Source organism: Photorhabdus sp. RM323S (assembly GCF_042879375.1).
Taxonomy (GTDB): Bacteria; Pseudomonadota; Gammaproteobacteria; order Enterobacterales; family Enterobacteriaceae; genus Photorhabdus; species Photorhabdus tasmaniensis.
The window spans coordinates 14249-30865 of the sequence record NZ_JBHFKZ010000010.1 but is presented as its reverse complement, the minus strand read 5'-3'; the positions used below and the strand labels follow the sequence as shown (position 1 = coordinate 30865).

Sequence of the window (16617 nt, the reverse complement as noted above, 5' to 3'; positions counted from 1 at the left end):
TTCATTAGTCCGATAGATATACGCATTAAACCCCAGGCAAGCCCTGGGGTTTTGATATTAAAGGTAGACCAACATGAAACTCATAGCTAGAGATAATGTTCTCGATCTTTCCCGCCCGCAAGTGATGGGTATTTTGAATGTTACTCCAGATTCATTTTCTGATGGCGGTGCTCATAATACTTTGGATATGGCCTTACGACATGCTGAAAAGATGGTTCTCGCAGGCGCTGCAATCATTGATGTTGGCGGAGAATCTACCCGTCCGGGGGCTGATGAGGTCAGTGAACAGGAAGAAGTAGATCGGGTTGTTCCGGTTATTGAAGCTTTAGCTCAACGATTTAATATTTGGATTTCTGTTGATACCTCAAAAGCATTGGTTATGAGTGAATCAGCAAAAGCTGGTGCTCATTTGATTAACGATATTCGTTCATTGCAAGAGTCTGGTGCTTTGGAAAGTGCTGCTCAATCTGGCTTACCTGTTTGTTTGATGCATATGAAAGGTCAGCCGAGGACTATGCAGGATACGCCACATTATGAAAATTTGTTGGGCGAAGTGAAACAATTTTTTACTGAGCAAATTGAACGTTGTATGGCGGCAGGGATAGCGAAAGATAAACTTATTCTTGATCCGGGCTTCGGTTTTGGCAAGGACTTGACACATAATTATCAGTTACTGGCGCATTTAAACGAACTTCATCAATTTGGTTTGCCTGTGTTGGCAGGAATGTCACGTAAATCCATGATAGGTCATCTGCTTGATGTCCCACCACAAGAAAGGGTTGCCGGTAGTGTGGCCTGCGCTGTTATTGCTGCTATGCAAGGAGCACAAATTATCCGGGTACATGACGTTAAAGAGACCGTGCAGGCAATGCGAATTGTTGAAGAAACACTTTCAGTAAAGGAAGAAAAGAAATTATGAGTAACCGCAAATACTTTGGTACTGATGGCATCCGTGGCAAAGTGGGCGATAGCCCAATCACGCCGGATTTTGTGTTAAAGCTCGGTTGGGCTGCGGGTAAGGTACTGGCCCGTCATGGTTCTCGTAAGATCATTATCGGTAAGGATACCCGCATTTCCGGCTATATGCTGGAATCTTCTTTAGAAGCAGGTTTGGCAGCGGCTGGTTTGTCTGCTTCATTTACTGGTCCTATGCCAACACCAGCTGTTGCTTATCTGACCCGTACTTTCCGTGCTGAAGCTGGAATTGTTATTTCTGCTTCTCATAATCCTTATTATGATAATGGTATTAAATTCTTCTCTATTGACGGTAAGAAACTGCCGGATGATGTGGAAGAAGCGATTGAAGCTGAAATGGAAAAACCACTGACTTGCGTGGAATCCGCAGAGTTAGGACGTGCAAACCGTATTGTTGATGCGGCTGGTCGTTATATTGAGTTCTGTAAAGGTACATTTCCAAGCGAACAAAGTCTCAATGGGTTAAAAATTGTTCTTGATTGTGCTAACGGTGCGACTTATCACATTGCTCCAAATGTACTCAGAGAGCTAGGGGCTAATGTTGTGACGATTGGCTGTGAGCCGAACGGGATTAATATCAACGAAAAATGTGGTGCTACCGATGTTCGGTTGTTGCAGCAACGTGTTGTAGAAGAGAAGGCAGATGTTGGCCTGGCATTCGATGGTGATGGTGACCGCGTGATTATGGTTGACCACTTGGGGCAGAAGGTTGATGGTGATCAGATCCTTTATATTATTGCCCGCGAAGCCCTGAGACAGGGGCAACTGCGTGGTGGTGTTGTGGGTACGCTGATGAGTAATATGGGATTGGAGTTGGCATTGAAGCAGCTTGGTATCCCATTCTTGCGTGCTAAGGTGGGTGACCGTTATGTGCTGGAAAAATTGCAGGAAGAAGGCTGGCGTTTAGGTGCTGAAAATTCCGGTCATGTTATCCTGCTTGATAAAACAACCACAGGTGATGGTATTGTTGCTGGCCTTCAAATTCTGAGTGCAATGGTGCGTAACCATATGAGCCTGCATGATTTATGCAGTGGTATGAAACTTTTACCGCAGGTGCTGGTAAATGTTCGTTTTTCTGGTTCACACGATCCGCTTCAATCAGAAAATGTAATCAGTGTCGCCAAATCTGTTGAGGCTGAATTAAATGGCCGTGGACGGGTACTGTTACGTAAGTCAGGTACTGAGCCATTGATTCGTGTCATGGTGGAAGGCGAAGATGATGTTCAGGTAACGGCTTTGGCGCATCGCATTGCTGATGCAGTGAAACATGCTGGTTAATTTGTTGTTTTTTTCCCCAAGTGATTCTGATTATTGAAATTAACCTTGCGTATCAGATGTTGTTTGGTTAGTATTCACACCCACTCAACAGGGGATTAATCTGTTTGGGTGGGTGATGCGGTAATAAGGTAACCACGTAAATCGTGGTAAACCCCACGAGGATACAGGTACAACATATGTATGAAGCTCTTTTAGTTGTTTTCTTGCTGGTTGCTATCGGGCTAATTGCCTTGGTCATGCTACAGCAGGGTAAAGGTGCTGATATGGGTGCTTCCTTTGGTGCGGGTGCGTCTGCAACACTGTTTGGTTCATCGGGTTCTGGTAACTTTATGACCCGCATGACTGCGCTTTTTGCCACTCTGTTTTTTATTCTTAGTTTGGTGCTTGGGAACATGACCAGTAACCAAACGGGTATAGGCAGTAAGTGGGAGAATATTGGTGAACCGGCTAAAGTCGAGAAGTCCACAGAAATCCCGGCAACGCCAGCAGCACCAAATAGTGACATTCCGCAATAATCGTCACGAAAAAGAATTAAGATAAGGTTATTGGTTAAGTAGATAGCCTTATATCAGTGCCGAGGTGGTGAAATTGGTAGACACGCTACCTTGAGGTGGTAGTGCCCACACTAGGGCTTACGGGTTCAAGTCCCGTCCTCGGTACCATTAAATTTAGATAGCTTGCGTTTTGGCAGTTATCAGCGTAATATTTGCCACGTTTTCGAACGCGGGATGGAGCAGCATGGTAGCTCGTCGGGCTCATAACCCGAAGGTCGTCGGTTCAAATCCGGCTCCCGCAACCACTTCTTAATAAGATGTACCTTTTTCGAATGAAATAATTCAGCAATATTTAACGTATTGATCCTGATTTGAAAGGTGCGCGAAGTGAGTGGTTTAAGTCACTGGCAGCAAATAGGGTCCAGTTGCATAAAGCCCCGAATTTCGGGGTTTTTTGTTATTTGACAACAGAACTACTGGGCTAATGAGCCCTTTTTTTATGTCTTGGGGGTGGGTTTGTCCACATTAGAACAAAAATTAACAGCGATGATTTCAGCACCAGTTGAAGCTTTAGGCTTTGAATTAGTCGGCTTGGAGTTTATTCGTGCGCGTGTTTCTACACTGCGGATCTATATTGATAGTGAGAATGGTATCACTGTTGATGATTGTGCTGATGTTAGCCACCAGGTCAGTGCGGTATTGGATGTCGAAGATCCTATCTCGGTGCTTTATAACCTGGAAATTTCTTCACCTGGTCTAGAACGTCCATTGTTCAATGCTGAACATTACCAGCGTTTTATTGGTGAAGAAATCAGTCTGGTTTTACGTATTGCAATGCAAAACCGTCGGAAATGGCTGGGCATTATCAAAACTGTCGACGGCGAAATGATCACGGTTACGGTGGATGGAAAAGATGAAGTGTTCGCACTGAGCAACATCCAGAAAGCGAACCTGGTACCCCACTTTTAAAGTTCGGATGAGGCAACTAGGATGAATAAAGAAATTCTGGCTGTTGTGGAAGCGGTTTCTAATGAAAAATCCCTTCCACGCGAAAAAATCTTCGAGGCGCTGGAAACAGCACTGGCCACAGCCACCAAGAAAAAATATGAACAAGATATTGATGTTCGTGTCAGTATAGATCGTAAATCTGGCGATTTTGACACCTTCCGCCGTTGGTTAGTTGTTGAAGAAGTGACTCAGCCGACTCGTGAAATTACGTTGGAAGCGGCTAGATTCGAAGAGCCTGAAATTGATTTGGGTGGTTATACCGAAGATCAAATTGAATCAGTCACATTTGACCGGATTACAACGCAGACTGCTAAACAGGTTATCGTACAGAAAGTACGTGAAGCTGAACGCGCCATGGTTGTTGACCAGTTTCGCGAACAACAAGGTGAGATCATCACCAGTGTCGTTAAGAAAGTAAATCGTGAAAATATCACTCTTGATCTGGGCAATAATGCTGAAGCCGTTATCCTTCGCGAAGACATGTTACCTAGGGAAAATTTCCGTCCAGGTGACCGCGTGCGTGGTGTACTGTATGATGTTCGCCCTGAAGCACGAGGAGCGCAACTGTTTGTCAGCCGTTCCCGTCCGGAAATGCTGGTTGAACTGTTCCGTATTGAGGTTCCGGAAATTGGTGAGGAGCTTATCGAGATTAAAGCTGCTGCCCGTGATCCGGGTTCCCGCGCTAAAATCGCAGTAAAAACTAATGATAAGCGTATCGATCCGGTTGGTGCTTGTGTTGGTATGCGTGGTGCGCGAGTACAGGCTGTTTCCAGTGAACTGGGCGGCGAACGAATTGATATCGTATTGTGGGATGATAACCCAGCTCAATTCGTGATTAATGCTATGGCTCCGGCTGATGTTGCATCCATTGTTGTTGACGAAGACAAATGCACGATGGATGTTGCCGTTGAAAGCAACAACTTGGCTCAGGCTATTGGCCGTAATGGTCAAAATGTGCGTCTGGCTGCGCAGTTGCTGAAAAAACACCGTGGTGATGACAAATGGGAATTAAATGTCATGACTGCTGAGGAGCTGCAAGCAAAACATCAGGCAGAAGCTCACGCTTCTATTAATACATTCACTAAGCATCTCGATATTGATGAAGAGTTCGCTACTGTTCTGGTCGAAGAGGGTTTTTCAACTCTGGAAGAACTGGCTTATGTGCCAATTAAAGAGCTTCTGGAAATTGATGGCCTTGATGAGGAAACTATCGAAGTCCTGCGTGAACGTGCAAAAGCTGCTTTAACTACTTTGGAACTGGCTCAGAAAGAGAGTCTTAGTGATAAGCAACCAACTGAAGAGTTGTTAAATCTGACTGGTATGAACCGCACTCTGGCATTTGACCTGGCTGCCCGTGGCATCTGTACGCTGGAAGATCTTGCCGAGCAGGGTATCGACGACCTATCGGATATTGAAGGTTTGAGTAATGAGCAAGCAGGAGAGTTCATCATGGCTGCTCGCAATATCTGTTGGTTTGGTGATGATGCGTAATAAACTGTAGCAGGAAGGAACAGCATGACAGATGTAACCGTAAAATCACTGGCAGAAGAGATCCAGACTTCGGTTGATCGCCTGGTACAGCAATTTGCTGATGCAGGGATTAGAAAAACCGAAACTGATTTTGTCTCCCAGAAAGAAAAAGAAGCTTTACTGGCGCATTTGAACCGCGAACAAGGCGGTTCAGCTGGTAAACCAGATAAATTAACATTACAGCGTAAAACACGTAGTACATTGAGTGTTTCAGGCACCGATGGAAAAAGCAAACCGGTAGCCGTCGAGGTCCGCAAAAAGCGCACATATGTAAACCGCGATACAGTTGAACAGGCTAAAGCGGAAGAACAGGCGAAGCGTGAAGCGGAAGAGCAAGCACGGCGCGAAGCAGAAGAAAAAGCGCAACGCGAAGCCGAAGCAGCAGCGAAGAAACTCGCTGAAGAGCAGGCTAAACGTGAGGCAGAAGAAATAGCCGAACGTGAGGCAGCTGAAAAAGCTAAGCGCCAGGCAGCGGAAAATGAAAAAGTGACCAATCAACATACCGAACATAGACAAAAACCAGCTCAAAATGAGAAAGCGCGTCGAGAAGCAGAAGCTGCTGATCTTAAGCGTAAAGCCGAAGAAGAAATGCGCCGTAAGGTAGAAGAGGAAGCTAAACGCGTTGCTGAAGAGGCTCGTCGTATGGCTGAGGAGAATCAGGATAAATGGTCAAATGATTCAGATTCCAGCGATAATAATGAAGATTATCATGTCACTACCTCTCGCCACGCCCGTGCTGCCGAAGACGAAAACGATGCTAAAGTTGAAGGTGATCGCCGTGCTCGTACCCGCAGTGGCAAAACTACTCGCCAGAAGAAAAATAATAAACATTCTGAATCCAAAGCGGATCGTGAAGAAGCCCGTGCAGTTGGCCGTACAAAAGGCAAACAACGTAAAACCAGTACATTACAGCAGGGCTTCAACAAGCCTGTAGCTGCGGTTAACCGTGATGTTGTAATTGGTGAAACGATTACTGTTGCTGAGTTGGCTAACAAGATGGCGGTTAAAGGCTCTCAGGTCATCAAAGCCATGATGAAAATGGGCGCAATGGCAACCATCAACCAGGTGATTGATCAGGAAACTGCACAACTGGTTGCTGAAGAAATGGGTCATAAAGTCATCCTGCGTCGTGAAAACGAGCTGGAAGAAGCGCTGATGAGTGACCGCGATACCGGTGAAGCTGTAGCCGAATCTCGTGCGCCGGTTGTGACTATCATGGGTCACGTTGACCACGGTAAAACTTCTCTGTTGGATTACATTCGTTCTACGAAGGTGGCTTCTGGTGAGGCAGGCGGTATTACCCAGCATATCGGTGCTTACCATGTTGAAACTGAAAGTGGCATGATTACCTTCCTGGATACTCCAGGACACGCCGCATTTACTTCAATGCGCGCGCGCGGGGCGAAAGCGACTGACATCGTGGTTCTGGTTGTTGCAGCTGATGATGGTGTAATGCCTCAGACTATCGAAGCTATCCAGCACGCAAAAGCGGCCAATGTTCCTGTGGTTGTTGCAGTTAACAAAATCGATAAACCAGAAGCCGATCCAGATCGCGTGAAAACGGAGCTTTCTCAGCACGGTGTTCAGCCCGAGGAGTGGGGTGGTGAAACTCAGTTTATCAATGTATCTGCTAAAGCTGGTATCGGAATTGATGAACTGCTGGATGCAATCTTGCTGCAAGCTGAAGTTCTTGAACTGAATGCGGTCTATTCTGGTATGGCAAGCGGGGTTGTTATCGAATCGTTCCTGGATAAAGGCCGTGGTCCGGTTGCGACTGTGCTGGTTCAGGAAGGCACTTTGAACAAAGGCGATATCGTACTTTGTGGCTTTGAATATGGACGAGTTCGTGCAATGCGTGACGAGCTAGGGCGTGAAGTGTTCTCTGCGGGCCCATCTATTCCAGTGGAAATCCTTGGCTTGTCCAACGTACCGGCAGCTGGTGATGAAGCAACTGTTGTACGTGACGAGAAGAAAGCCCGTGAAGTGGCTCTGTATCGTCAGGGTAAATTCCGTGAAGTCAAACTGGCTCGCCAACAGAAATCCAAACTGGAAAACATGTTTGCTAATATGGAAGAAGGTGAAGTTTCTGAACTGAATATCGTTCTGAAATCTGATGTTCAAGGGTCATGTGAAGCAATCCGTGAAGCACTGGAACAACTGTCTACCAATGAAGTGAAAGTGAAAATCATCGGCTCTGGTGTAGGTGGTATTACTGAAACTGACGCTACATTGGCAGCTGCTTCTAATGCAATTATTCTGGGTTTCAACGTTCGTGCCGATGCTTCTGCACGCCGTGTCGTTGAAAATGAAAGCCTGGATCTGCGTTATTACTCCGTTATCTATAGCCTGATTGACGAAGTTAAACAGGCAATGAGTGGTATGCTGTCACCTGAATATAAACAGCAGATCATGGGCTTGGCAGAGGTTCGTGATGTGTTTAAATCACCGAAATTCGGTGCGATTGCAGGTTGTATGGTGACTGAAGGGACCATTAAGCGTAATAACCCAATTCGCGTACTGCGTGATAACGTGGTGATTTACGAAGGTGAACTGGAATCCCTGCGCCGCTTTAAAGATGACGTTAACGAAGTCCGTAACGGTATGGAATGTGGTATCGGCGTTAAGAACTACAACGATGTTCGTGTCGGCGATATGATAGAAGTATTTGAAATTATTGAAATTAAACGTTCTATCGCTTAATTCCTACCGCTGGTTAATTTCATTGTTGGGGGGCTTATGCCCCCCAAATGTCAGGAGATATAACAATGGCAAGAGAATTCAGCCGTACTCAACGCGTTGCACAGGAAATGCAAAAAGAGATTGCCATCATTTTACAGAGAGAAGTAAAAGATCCTCGGATCGGTATGGCGACTGTTTCTGGTGTTGAAGTTTCCCGTGATTTGGCTTATGCCAAAGTATTTGTTACCTTTCTGAATGTGTTGACTGAAGAACATGATTCCGATGTGGTGAAAAATGGTATTAAGGCATTGAATGAAGCCTCTGGTTTTATTCGTTCTTTGCTGGGTAAGGCAATGCGTTTGCGTATCGTACCAGAACTGACTTTCTCCTATGATAATTCCCTGGTCGAAGGGATGCGAATGTCCAATCTGGTCACTAATGTTGTGAAGAATGATGAACAGCGCCGGGCTTCTGTGGATCACAAAGAGGAGCAGTAATGGGGCGTCGTCGTCGCGGTCGTGATATACATGGCGTGTTGTTACTGGATAAGCCGCAGGATATTTCTTCTAATGATGTGTTGCAAAAAGTAAAACGTATTTTCAACGCCAATAAAGCTGGTCACACTGGCGCGTTGGATCCGCTGGCAACGGGTATGCTGCCGGTTTGTCTCGGTGAAGCTACGAAGTTTTCCCAGTTCTTACTTGATTCTGATAAGCGTTATCGGGTGATAGCCCGCCTTGGTCAGCGTACTGACACATCTGATTCACACGGGCAGATTATCAGTGAAAGAGCAATCCGGTTAGATCAGGTTCAGCTTAATGAAGCTTTGGCTAAATTTCGCGGTGATACCATGCAAATTCCTTCAATGTATTCTGCACTGAAACATCAGGGGAAACCACTGTATGAGTATGCTCGTCAAGGTATTGAAGTAGAACGGGAAGCACGGCCAATTACGGTCTATGAATTACAGTTTATCCGCTGGGAAGATGATGAACTGGAATTGGAAATACACTGTTCGAAAGGAACCTATATTCGCACTATTATTGATGATTTAGGTGAATTATTAGGTTGTGGTGCTCATGTTATTTATTTACGTCGTTTACAGGTAGCAAATTATCCAAATGATCGAATGGTTACGCTTGAGCAATTATATGAATTGCAAAAGCAGGCTGAAGATCGGGAAATACCTGTGGACGAATTAATTGATTCGTTGTTATTACCCATGGATAGTGCAGTTGCTCATTTCCCAGAGGTTAATTTACTTCCGGTAGTTGCGGCTTATTTTAAACAAGGTCAGGCGGTACGAAGTGCTAAATCTCTGGCTCTGATTGAGAGTATAGTGCGTGTAACTGAGGGTAATGAACGCAAATTCATTGGCATTGCTGTTATCAATGATGATGGGCTTGTTGCTCCTCGCCGTTTGGTTGTTGAAAACCAGGATTAGGGTATTTGGGGCTATCTTGCGCTTAACTTATTTGCAGCGTAGAATGGCGCAGCTATATGTTGGGTAGCTGAATTAGAGATCGGCACCTGTAATTTTAATTTATGTATTTTTGGAGTTGTAATATGTCTCTAAATACTGAAGCAAAAGCGCAAATTATTGCTGAATTTGGTCGTGATGCGAATGACAGTGGTTCTAGTGAAGTGCAGGTTGCTCTGCTGACCGCACAAATTAACCATCTGCAAGGCCATTTTTCAGAGCACAAAAAAGATCACCATAGCCGTCGTGGTCTGCTGCGCATGGTTTCTCAGCGTCGTAAATTGCTGGACTATCTGAAGCGTAAGAATGTAACAAGTTACACTGCGCTGATTGGGCGTCTTGGCTTACGTCGCTAATCAAGCAAGTTTCAGTGGAAAGGGGCCATATATGGCCCCTTTTCTTCTGAGAAATCATCATATGTAACAGCATAAGAATGCTGATGATGGTTTTTGGGTAAGGCTCTTCGGTTACAGAGGTTCGCGCGGCTAATGAGAGTGCTTAAAGGAGTGAGAGCTGTCATTAGTCGCGAGGATGTGGCATGAAGAGATCATTCATTGTTGTCTGCTGAATATAAAAGACAACGTTAACGAAAGGATATTATTTTGCTAAATCCGATTGTTCGTAAATTTCAATATGGTCAACATACCGTTACTATCGAAACTGGTATGATGGCACGCCAGGCCACAGCTGCTGTCATGGTCAATATGGATGACACTGCTGTATTCGTCACTGTTGTTGGTCAGAAAAAAGTAAAAGCTGGTCAGGGTTTCTTCCCGCTGACTGTTAACTATCAGGAGCGTACTTACGCCGCTGGCCGTATCCCAGGCAGCTTCTTCCGTCGTGAAGGTCGCCCAGGAGAAGGCGAAACGTTGGTAGCCCGTTTGATTGATCGTCCTTTGCGCCCTCTGTTTCCGGAAGGTTTCCTGAACGAGGTTCAAATTGTAGCGACTGTTGTTTCTGTCAATCCACAAATTAACCCGGATATCGTTGCAATGATTGGTGCTTCTGCTGCGCTGGCATTGTCTGGTATTCCATTCAATGGCCCGATTGGCGCTGCTCGCGTTGGTTATATTAATGATCAATATGTGCTGAACCCAACCAGTGATGAGCTGAAAAACAGCCGTTTGGATCTGGTGGTTTCAGGTACTGCCGGTGCTGTTTTGATGGTGGAATCTGAAGCAGATCTGCTGGCTGAAGAACAAATGCTGGGTGCGGTAGTGTTCGGCCATGATCAACAACAAGTGGTTATTGATAACATTAATGCGTTGGCTGCGGAAGCGGGCAAAGAGAAATGGGATTGGGTGCCAGAATCTGTTAACCAGGCGTTGCATGATCGTGTAGCTGAATTAGCAGAAAGGCGTCTGGGTGATGCTTACCGTATCACTGAGAAACAGGAGCGTTATGCTCAGGTTGATGCTATCAAAGATGAAGTTACAGCAGCGCTGTTAGAGCAGGATGAAACTTTGGAAGAAGCGGAAATCCATGAAATTCTGGGCAGCTTAGAGAAAAATGTTGTTCGTAGTCGTGTTTTACGCGGTGAACCACGTATTGATGGCCGTGAAAAAGATATGGTCCGTGCGTTGGATGTACGTACTGGTGTTCTGCCTCGTACTCACGGTTCTGCATTGTTTACTCGCGGTGAAACCCAGGCTCTGGTTAGTGCGACTCTGGGGACAGAACGTGATGCACAGATCATTGATGAGCTGATGGGCGAACGTACAGATCGCTTCTTGCTGCACTATAACTTCCCTCCATATTCTGTTGGCGAAACAGGTATGATGGGTTCACCAAAACGTCGTGAAATTGGTCATGGTCGTTTGGCTAAACGTGGTGTATTGGCAGTTATGCCAAAAGCTAACGAGTTCCCATACACAGTTCGTGTAGTTTCTGAAATTACAGAATCTAACGGTTCATCTTCAATGGCATCTGTTTGTGGCGCATCTCTTGCGTTGATGGATGCAGGTGTACCGATTAAAGCGGCTGTTGCTGGTATTGCAATGGGTTTGGTGAAAGAAGGTGATAACTTTGTTGTTCTGTCTGATATTTTGGGTGATGAAGATCATCTGGGTGACATGGACTTTAAAGTAGCGGGCAGCTGTGAAGGTGTCAGTGCGTTGCAAATGGATATCAAAATTGAAGGTATCACTCGTGAAATTATGCAAGTTGCTTTGAATCAGGCAAAAGGTGCGCGTTTGCATATCCTGAGCGTGATGGAACAGGCAATTAACAGCCCACGTAATGATATTTCTGAATTTGCACCACGTATTCACACTATCAAGATCAACCCTGATAAGATCAAAGATGTTATTGGTAAAGGTGGTTCGGTTATCCGTGCACTGACTGAAGAAACCGGGACTACCATTGAAATTGAAGATGATGGCACCGTGAAAATTGCTGCAACTGATAGCGAAAAAGCAAAACATGCAATCAGTCGTATTGAAGAAATTACCGCAGAGATCGAAGTTGGCCGTATTTACGCTGGTAAGGTAACTCGTATCGTTGATTTCGGTGCATTTGTTGCTATTGGTGGTGGTAAAGAAGGTCTGGTACATATTTCTCAGATTGCTGATAAGCGCGTTGAGAAAGTGGCTGACTATTTACAGGTTGGTCAGGAAGCATCAGTTAAAGTACTGGAAATTGATCGCCAGGGTCGTGTTCGCCTGAGCATCAAAGAAGCGACAGCCGGCACCGTGGCTGAGGAAGCACAACCAGCACCACAATCAGCAGAATAAATTTGATGTCATAAACGGTGTCTTGTAAAAAAGCGCCGTTTAACAGACTCAGGGCAGGAGGCCCAATAAATGCAATAGGTGATAGGGCATTCTTAATCAATGTCTGACTTTCGGGAGTAGGAAATGAATTTTTTTCTGCGCTGGTGTTATGCTGTAGCAATACTTATTTTGGCAGGATGCAGCAGTAAGGATTGGCGTAAAAACGAAGTCTTTGCTATTCCATTACAACCTTCATTGCAGCAGGAAGTTATTCTGGCCCGTATGGAACAGATTCTTGCGAGTCGATCATTGACAGAAGATGAGTACGCACAGCTTTTATATGAGAGGGGTGTGCTGTATGATAGTCTCGGGCTGAGAGCCTTGGCACGGAATGATTTTTCTATTGCCTTGTCTATTCGGCCTAATATTCCAGAGATTTTTAATTATCTGGGCATTTACTTTACGCAGGCTGGCAATTTTGATGCCGCCTATGAAGCGTTTGATTCTGTATTAGAGCTTGATCCAACTTACAATTACGCGCGTCTGAACCGCGGCATCGCGTTGTATTACGGTGGCCGGTATAAGTTAGCGCAGGATGATCTGCAGGCGTTTTATCAAGACGATCCAAATGATCCCTTCCGTTCGTTATGGTTATACCTGGTGGAAAAAGAATTTTATCCTAAAGGAGCGATGGTAAACTTGTCGCAACACTATGAAAGAGCGAACCGGGGGCAATGGGGCTGGAATATAGTTGAATTCTATTTAGGCAAAATCAGTGAATATACATTGATGGATCGCCTGAAAGAGAATGCAACGGATAACACTTCGCTCGCTGAGCATCTCAGTGAAACTGACTTCTATTTAGGTAAACATTACCTAAGTCTGGGGGACAAGGATAGCGCATCTGCGTTATTCAAGCTGACGGTAGCTAACAATGCACATAACTTTGTTGAGCACCGCTACGCATTGTTGGAATTGGCGCTGTTAGGCCAGGAACAAGACGACCTATCAGAATCGGACCAGCAATAGCTGACGAACATTTCGAGATCGATTTGCAAAGTCCATCATCTTGACCGATGAGGGCTTGTTTGTTCGTTTAATTACATACTTTGAGCCAGTTCACATTTTAAATGAAAATGACCGAAATTTTTTTCAATGCGTTATGTAGACTGGCCGCCATAACTAATGAGGCACCATTACATGACCACTGAAACTGAAATCTCTTTTGCTGATTTAGGTTTATCAGCACCTATTCTTTCTGCACTGGAAGATCTTGGCTATGAAAAGCCATCTCCAATCCAGCAACAATGTATTCCCCATTTACTAAATGGTCGTGACGTGTTGGGTATGGCACAGACCGGCAGTGGTAAAACGGCGGCATTCAGCCTGCCTTTATTACATAATATCAATGCTGAGCTGAAAGCTCCGCAGATCCTTGTTCTGGCCCCGACCCGTGAACTGGCGGTACAGGTAGCTGAAGCGTGCGCAGATTTTTCTAAACATATGCGTAACGTGAATGTTGTTGCACTGTATGGTGGGCAGCGTTACGACGTTCAGCTACGTGCTTTGCGTCAAGGCCCACAAGTTGTTGTGGGTACACCTGGGCGTCTTTTAGATCATCTGAAACGTGGTACTTTGGATCTTTCTAACTTGAGCGGCTTGGTTTTGGATGAAGCAGACGAAATGCTGCGCATGGGCTTTATCGAAGATGTTGAAAACATCATGAGCCAGATCCCGGCTGAACACCAAACTGCGCTGTTCTCTGCAACAATGCCAGAAGCTATCCGCCGCATTACTCGTCGTTTCATGAACGATCCGCAGGAAGTGCGTATCCAGGCAAGTGTAACTACTCGTCCTGACATCAGCCAGAGCTACTGGTCTGTTCACGGTATGCGCAAAAATGAAGCGCTGGTACGTTTCCTGGAAGCTGAAGATTTTGATGCTGCGATTATTTTCGTGCGTACTAAAAATGCAACATTGGAAGTGGCAGAGGCGCTGGAGCGTAGTGGCTACAACAGTGCAGCCTTGAACGGTGATATGAATCAGGCACTGCGTGAGCAGACACTAGAACGCCTGAAAGATGGTCGCTTGGATATTTTGATCGCGACGGATGTTGCCGCGCGTGGTCTGGATGTTGAGCGCATCAGTCTGGTTGTTAACTATGATATTCCAATGGATGCGGAATCTTATGTTCACCGTATTGGCCGTACTGGTCGTGCGGGCCGAGCGGGCCGTGCGTTATTGTTCGTAGAAAACCGTGAACGCCGCTTGTTACGTAACGTTGAACGTACGATGAAGCTGACTATTCCTGAAGTTGAATTGCCAAATGTGGAGCTTTTGAGTCAGCGTCGCTTGGAAAAATTCGCTGCCAATGTACAGCAGCAGTTGGAAAGCAGTGATCTGGAACAGTACCGCGTTCTGTTATCCAAATTGCAACCGGCGGAAGATTTGGACATCGAAACTCTGGCAGCGGCGTTGTTGAAAATGGCACAAGGTGAGCGTCCATTGATTCTGCCACCTGATCCGGTTCGCCGTCCTCGTCGTGAGTTCAATGAGCGTGATGATCGTCGTCGCAATGGTTTGGATGATCGTGGTGATCGGGGCGAACGTGGTGATCGTCCTCGTCGTGAACGTCGTGATGTGGGTGAAATGGAACTGTACCGTATTGAAGTCGGTCGTGATGATGGTGTTGAAGTCCGTCATATCGTTGGTGCGATTGCTAACGAAGGCGATATCAGCAGCCGTTATATTGGTAACATCAAACTGTTTGCAACTCATTCTACAATTGAGCTGCCAAAAGGTATGCCAGGCGACTTGTTGTCTCACTTTACCCGTACTCGTATTCTGAATAAGCCAATGAATATGCAGTTAATGGGTGATGCACAGCCATTCGAACGCCGCGAACGCCGTGGTGGCCCACGTAATGGTAACGGTAACGGCAATGCTCCTCGTCGTGATCGTGAAAATTTTAACGGTGGTGGCCGTCGTTTTAGCGGTGAGCGCCGTGGTGGTGAAGGCCGTAGTGGCGAAAGTCGTGGTGAAGGCCAAAGCCGTAGCAATTTCCGTGGCCGCAGTGATGATCAAGGTTCATCTGCTGCTCCACGCCGCCGTTATAGCAACAGTAACGCGCAGTAATTGACTGAACTAATATTCAAATAATAAAACGGCTCCTTTTTACAGGAGCTGTTTTTTGTCAGTACACATAAATAGCCTTTCTCCCTTTTCGTTGTTTTTCGACATATATTGGTAACTAAGTTTTCCGGAAGGATGGCGAAGGCTACCAGTTTACCGAATTAGCTAACAAGATTATCAAAAGCTTATTTTAAGTAGGTCAATATTTGACAAGAGTCATAAACCGTTACACTATTATGAAGATCTATTCTTTCTGCTAGTGATTATATGCACAAATATACAAGAAACTTTCTATAGAATAATGTGAAGATGCTATTAGTTTCCGATTGAGCAATTTTGGATGTGTAAGACATAATGAAAAAAAGAACCCTTTTTACGATCTTACTGGTTATTTTGCTCACAGCAATGGCTGTGCTATTCCGTTCTCATAACCAATATTTATTACTGCAAGGTGAAGTTGATGCACCGGAAGTGATTGTGGCATCCAAAGCCAAAGGCCGAGTGCTCGAGCGTCACGTCGAACGGGGGGATGATGTCAAAACAGGTCAGCTCTTGATCACACTTGAAAGCCCTGAATTACTGGCTCAAGTTGCTTCATTGGAAGCTGTCCGTGATCAGGCTAAAGCCCAGTTAGAGCAATCTCTGCATGGTACGCGTGAAGAAAGTATCCGGAATCTGCAAGCGGGTTTAGCACAAGCTCAGTCTGAATATGATAATGCGGTACGTGAATATAACCGTATTCAGAACATAGCGTCTAAAGGCTATGTTTCACGAAATGAACTGGATAATGCCCGCAGAGACAGGGATGTTGTCTATCAAAAAATGCAGGGAGCGAAAGCTGCGTTAGATGAAGGCATACATGGTGACAGGATTGAGCTACGCCAGAAATATGCGGCAGCTTTACGTCAGGCTGAACAGCAACTGATTGAATTACAATCCCAACGTGATGATTTGCAGGTTAAAGCGCCAGTGGCGGGTGAAGTTGGTCCGATTCCGGCAGAGGTTGGTGAATTATTTAATGCCAACAGCCCGTTGGTGACATTAGTTCGCGTACCGGAAGCTTATTTTATTTATAACTTGCGGGAAGACATTCTGGCGAAAGTGCGTAAAGGGGATAAAGTCAAACTGCGTGTTCCCGCGCTGGGTGATAAAGAGATCGAAGCAGAAATACGTTATATCGCCCCGATGGGAGATTACGCAACCAAACGCGCGACTCGTGCAACCGGTGATTTTGATCTGAGAACCTTTGAAGTTCGTTTATTCCCCTTACAGCCGGTTGAAGGCTTACGCCCTGGCATGAGCGCCTTGTGGCGTTGGGATAAATAGGTGG

14 protein-coding genes and 2 tRNA genes are annotated in these 16617 nt (G+C 45.6%); all 16 read left to right on the top strand.

Translation table 11 applies throughout. The features are described 5' to 3' along the window. Positions 1-73 precede the first annotated feature (73 nt). The 16 genes from folP to ACGF7G_RS06890 all read left to right on the top strand — a co-directional run bounded on the left by folP (position 74) and on the right by ACGF7G_RS06890 (position 16613). On the top strand, positions 74-919 hold the full coding sequence (folP, locus tag ACGF7G_RS06965; RefSeq protein ID WP_387464410.1) for a dihydropteroate synthase: 846 nt from the start codon (positions 74-76) through the stop codon (positions 917-919). Continuing rightward, entirely contained in the window at positions 916-2253 is a 1338-nt protein-coding gene (gene glmM / locus ACGF7G_RS06960) for a phosphoglucosamine mutase (RefSeq protein WP_387464408.1), read from the top strand. The genes folP and glmM overlap by 4 nt, the downstream gene beginning before the upstream one ends. Before the next feature lie 176 nt (positions 2254-2429). Further along, positions 2430-2768 (top strand): preprotein translocase subunit SecG, encoded by a 339-nt coding sequence (gene secG / locus ACGF7G_RS06955; protein ID WP_133813822.1) that lies wholly within the window; start codon positions 2430-2432, stop codon positions 2766-2768. A 58-nt stretch (positions 2769-2826) separates the two neighbouring features. Further along, positions 2827-2915: transfer RNA gene (locus ACGF7G_RS06950), tRNA-Leu, on the top strand. Between the two features lie 60 nt (positions 2916-2975). Next, positions 2976-3052, top strand: a tRNA-Met gene (locus tag ACGF7G_RS06945). 211 nt (positions 3053-3263) lie between these two features. After that, the gene (gene rimP, locus ACGF7G_RS06940; protein WP_387464406.1) at positions 3264-3716 is read left to right on the top strand and encodes a ribosome maturation factor RimP; all 453 of its coding nucleotides are present in this window, start codon (positions 3264-3266) and stop codon (positions 3714-3716) included. Positions 3717-3737: 21 nt separating this feature from the next. Further along, positions 3738-5246: a transcription termination factor NusA gene (gene nusA, locus ACGF7G_RS06935; RefSeq protein ID WP_387464405.1), complete on the top strand. Its 1509-nt coding sequence runs from the start codon at positions 3738-3740 to the stop codon at positions 5244-5246. Positions 5247-5270: 24 nt separating this feature from the next. Next, on the top strand, positions 5271-7985 hold the full coding sequence (gene infB / locus ACGF7G_RS06930; RefSeq protein WP_387464403.1) for a translation initiation factor IF-2: 2715 nt from the start codon (positions 5271-5273) through the stop codon (positions 7983-7985). Between the two features lie 65 nt (positions 7986-8050). Continuing rightward, positions 8051-8461 carry a 30S ribosome-binding factor RbfA gene (rbfA, locus tag ACGF7G_RS06925; RefSeq protein WP_387464402.1) on the top strand — a complete coding sequence of 137 codons (411 nt, stop codon included), beginning with the start codon at positions 8051-8053 and terminating at the stop codon, positions 8459-8461. Continuing rightward, the gene (gene truB / locus ACGF7G_RS06920; protein ID WP_133813817.1) at positions 8461-9408 is read left to right on the top strand and encodes a tRNA pseudouridine(55) synthase TruB; all 948 of its coding nucleotides are present in this window, start codon (positions 8461-8463) and stop codon (positions 9406-9408) included. The genes rbfA and truB overlap by 1 nt, the downstream gene beginning before the upstream one ends. A gap of 122 nt (positions 9409-9530) precedes the next feature. Further along, positions 9531-9800 (top strand): 30S ribosomal protein S15, encoded by a 270-nt coding sequence (rpsO, locus tag ACGF7G_RS06915; protein ID WP_133813816.1) that lies wholly within the window; start codon positions 9531-9533, stop codon positions 9798-9800. Positions 9801-10046: 246 nt separating this feature from the next. Continuing rightward, a complete protein-coding gene (pnp, locus tag ACGF7G_RS06910) occupies positions 10047-12176 on the top strand; it encodes a polyribonucleotide nucleotidyltransferase (protein ID WP_387464400.1) in 2130 nt (709 codons plus the stop codon). 123 nt (positions 12177-12299) lie between these two features. Next, entirely contained in the window at positions 12300-13184 is an 885-nt protein-coding gene (gene nlpI, locus ACGF7G_RS06905) for a lipoprotein NlpI (protein ID WP_021323312.1), read from the top strand. Positions 13185-13285: 101 nt separating this feature from the next. Further along, positions 13286-13366, top strand: coding sequence for a protein YrbN (yrbN, locus tag ACGF7G_RS06900; RefSeq protein ID WP_110742800.1), 81 nt, complete (start codon positions 13286-13288; stop codon positions 13364-13366). Then, positions 13356-15290, top strand: a complete 1935-nt coding sequence (locus tag ACGF7G_RS06895; RefSeq protein WP_387464399.1) for a DEAD/DEAH family ATP-dependent RNA helicase — start codon at positions 13356-13358, stop codon at positions 15288-15290. Before yrbN ends, ACGF7G_RS06895 begins: the two co-directional genes overlap by 11 nt. Positions 15291-15641: 351 nt before the next feature. After that, on the top strand, positions 15642-16613 hold the full coding sequence (locus ACGF7G_RS06890; protein ID WP_133813813.1) for an HlyD family secretion protein: 972 nt from the start codon (positions 15642-15644) through the stop codon (positions 16611-16613). Positions 16614-16617: the final 4 nt, after the last annotated feature.

Coding starts and splice junctions, on each gene's coding strand:
- folP (WP_387464410.1), top strand. CDS start 74: ATGAAACTCATAGCTAGAGATAATGTTCTCGATCTTTCCCGCCCGCAA.
- glmM (WP_387464408.1), top strand. CDS start 916: ATGAGTAACCGCAAATACTTTGGTACTGATGGCATCCGTGGCAAAGTG.
- secG (WP_133813822.1), top strand. CDS start 2,430: ATGTATGAAGCTCTTTTAGTTGTTTTCTTGCTGGTTGCTATCGGGCTA.
- nusA (WP_387464405.1), top strand. CDS start 3,738: ATGAATAAAGAAATTCTGGCTGTTGTGGAAGCGGTTTCTAATGAAAAA.
- infB (WP_387464403.1), top strand. CDS start 5,271: ATGACAGATGTAACCGTAAAATCACTGGCAGAAGAGATCCAGACTTCG.
- rbfA (WP_387464402.1), top strand. CDS start 8,051: ATGGCAAGAGAATTCAGCCGTACTCAACGCGTTGCACAGGAAATGCAA.
- truB (WP_133813817.1), top strand. CDS start 8,461: ATGGGGCGTCGTCGTCGCGGTCGTGATATACATGGCGTGTTGTTACTG.
- rpsO (WP_133813816.1), top strand. CDS start 9,531: ATGTCTCTAAATACTGAAGCAAAAGCGCAAATTATTGCTGAATTTGGT.
- nlpI (WP_021323312.1), top strand. CDS start 12,300: ATGAATTTTTTTCTGCGCTGGTGTTATGCTGTAGCAATACTTATTTTG.
- yrbN (WP_110742800.1), top strand. CDS start 13,286: ATGAAAATGACCGAAATTTTTTTCAATGCGTTATGTAGACTGGCCGCC.
- ACGF7G_RS06895 (WP_387464399.1), top strand. CDS start 13,356: ATGACCACTGAAACTGAAATCTCTTTTGCTGATTTAGGTTTATCAGCA.
- ACGF7G_RS06890 (WP_133813813.1), top strand. CDS start 15,642: ATGAAAAAAAGAACCCTTTTTACGATCTTACTGGTTATTTTGCTCACA.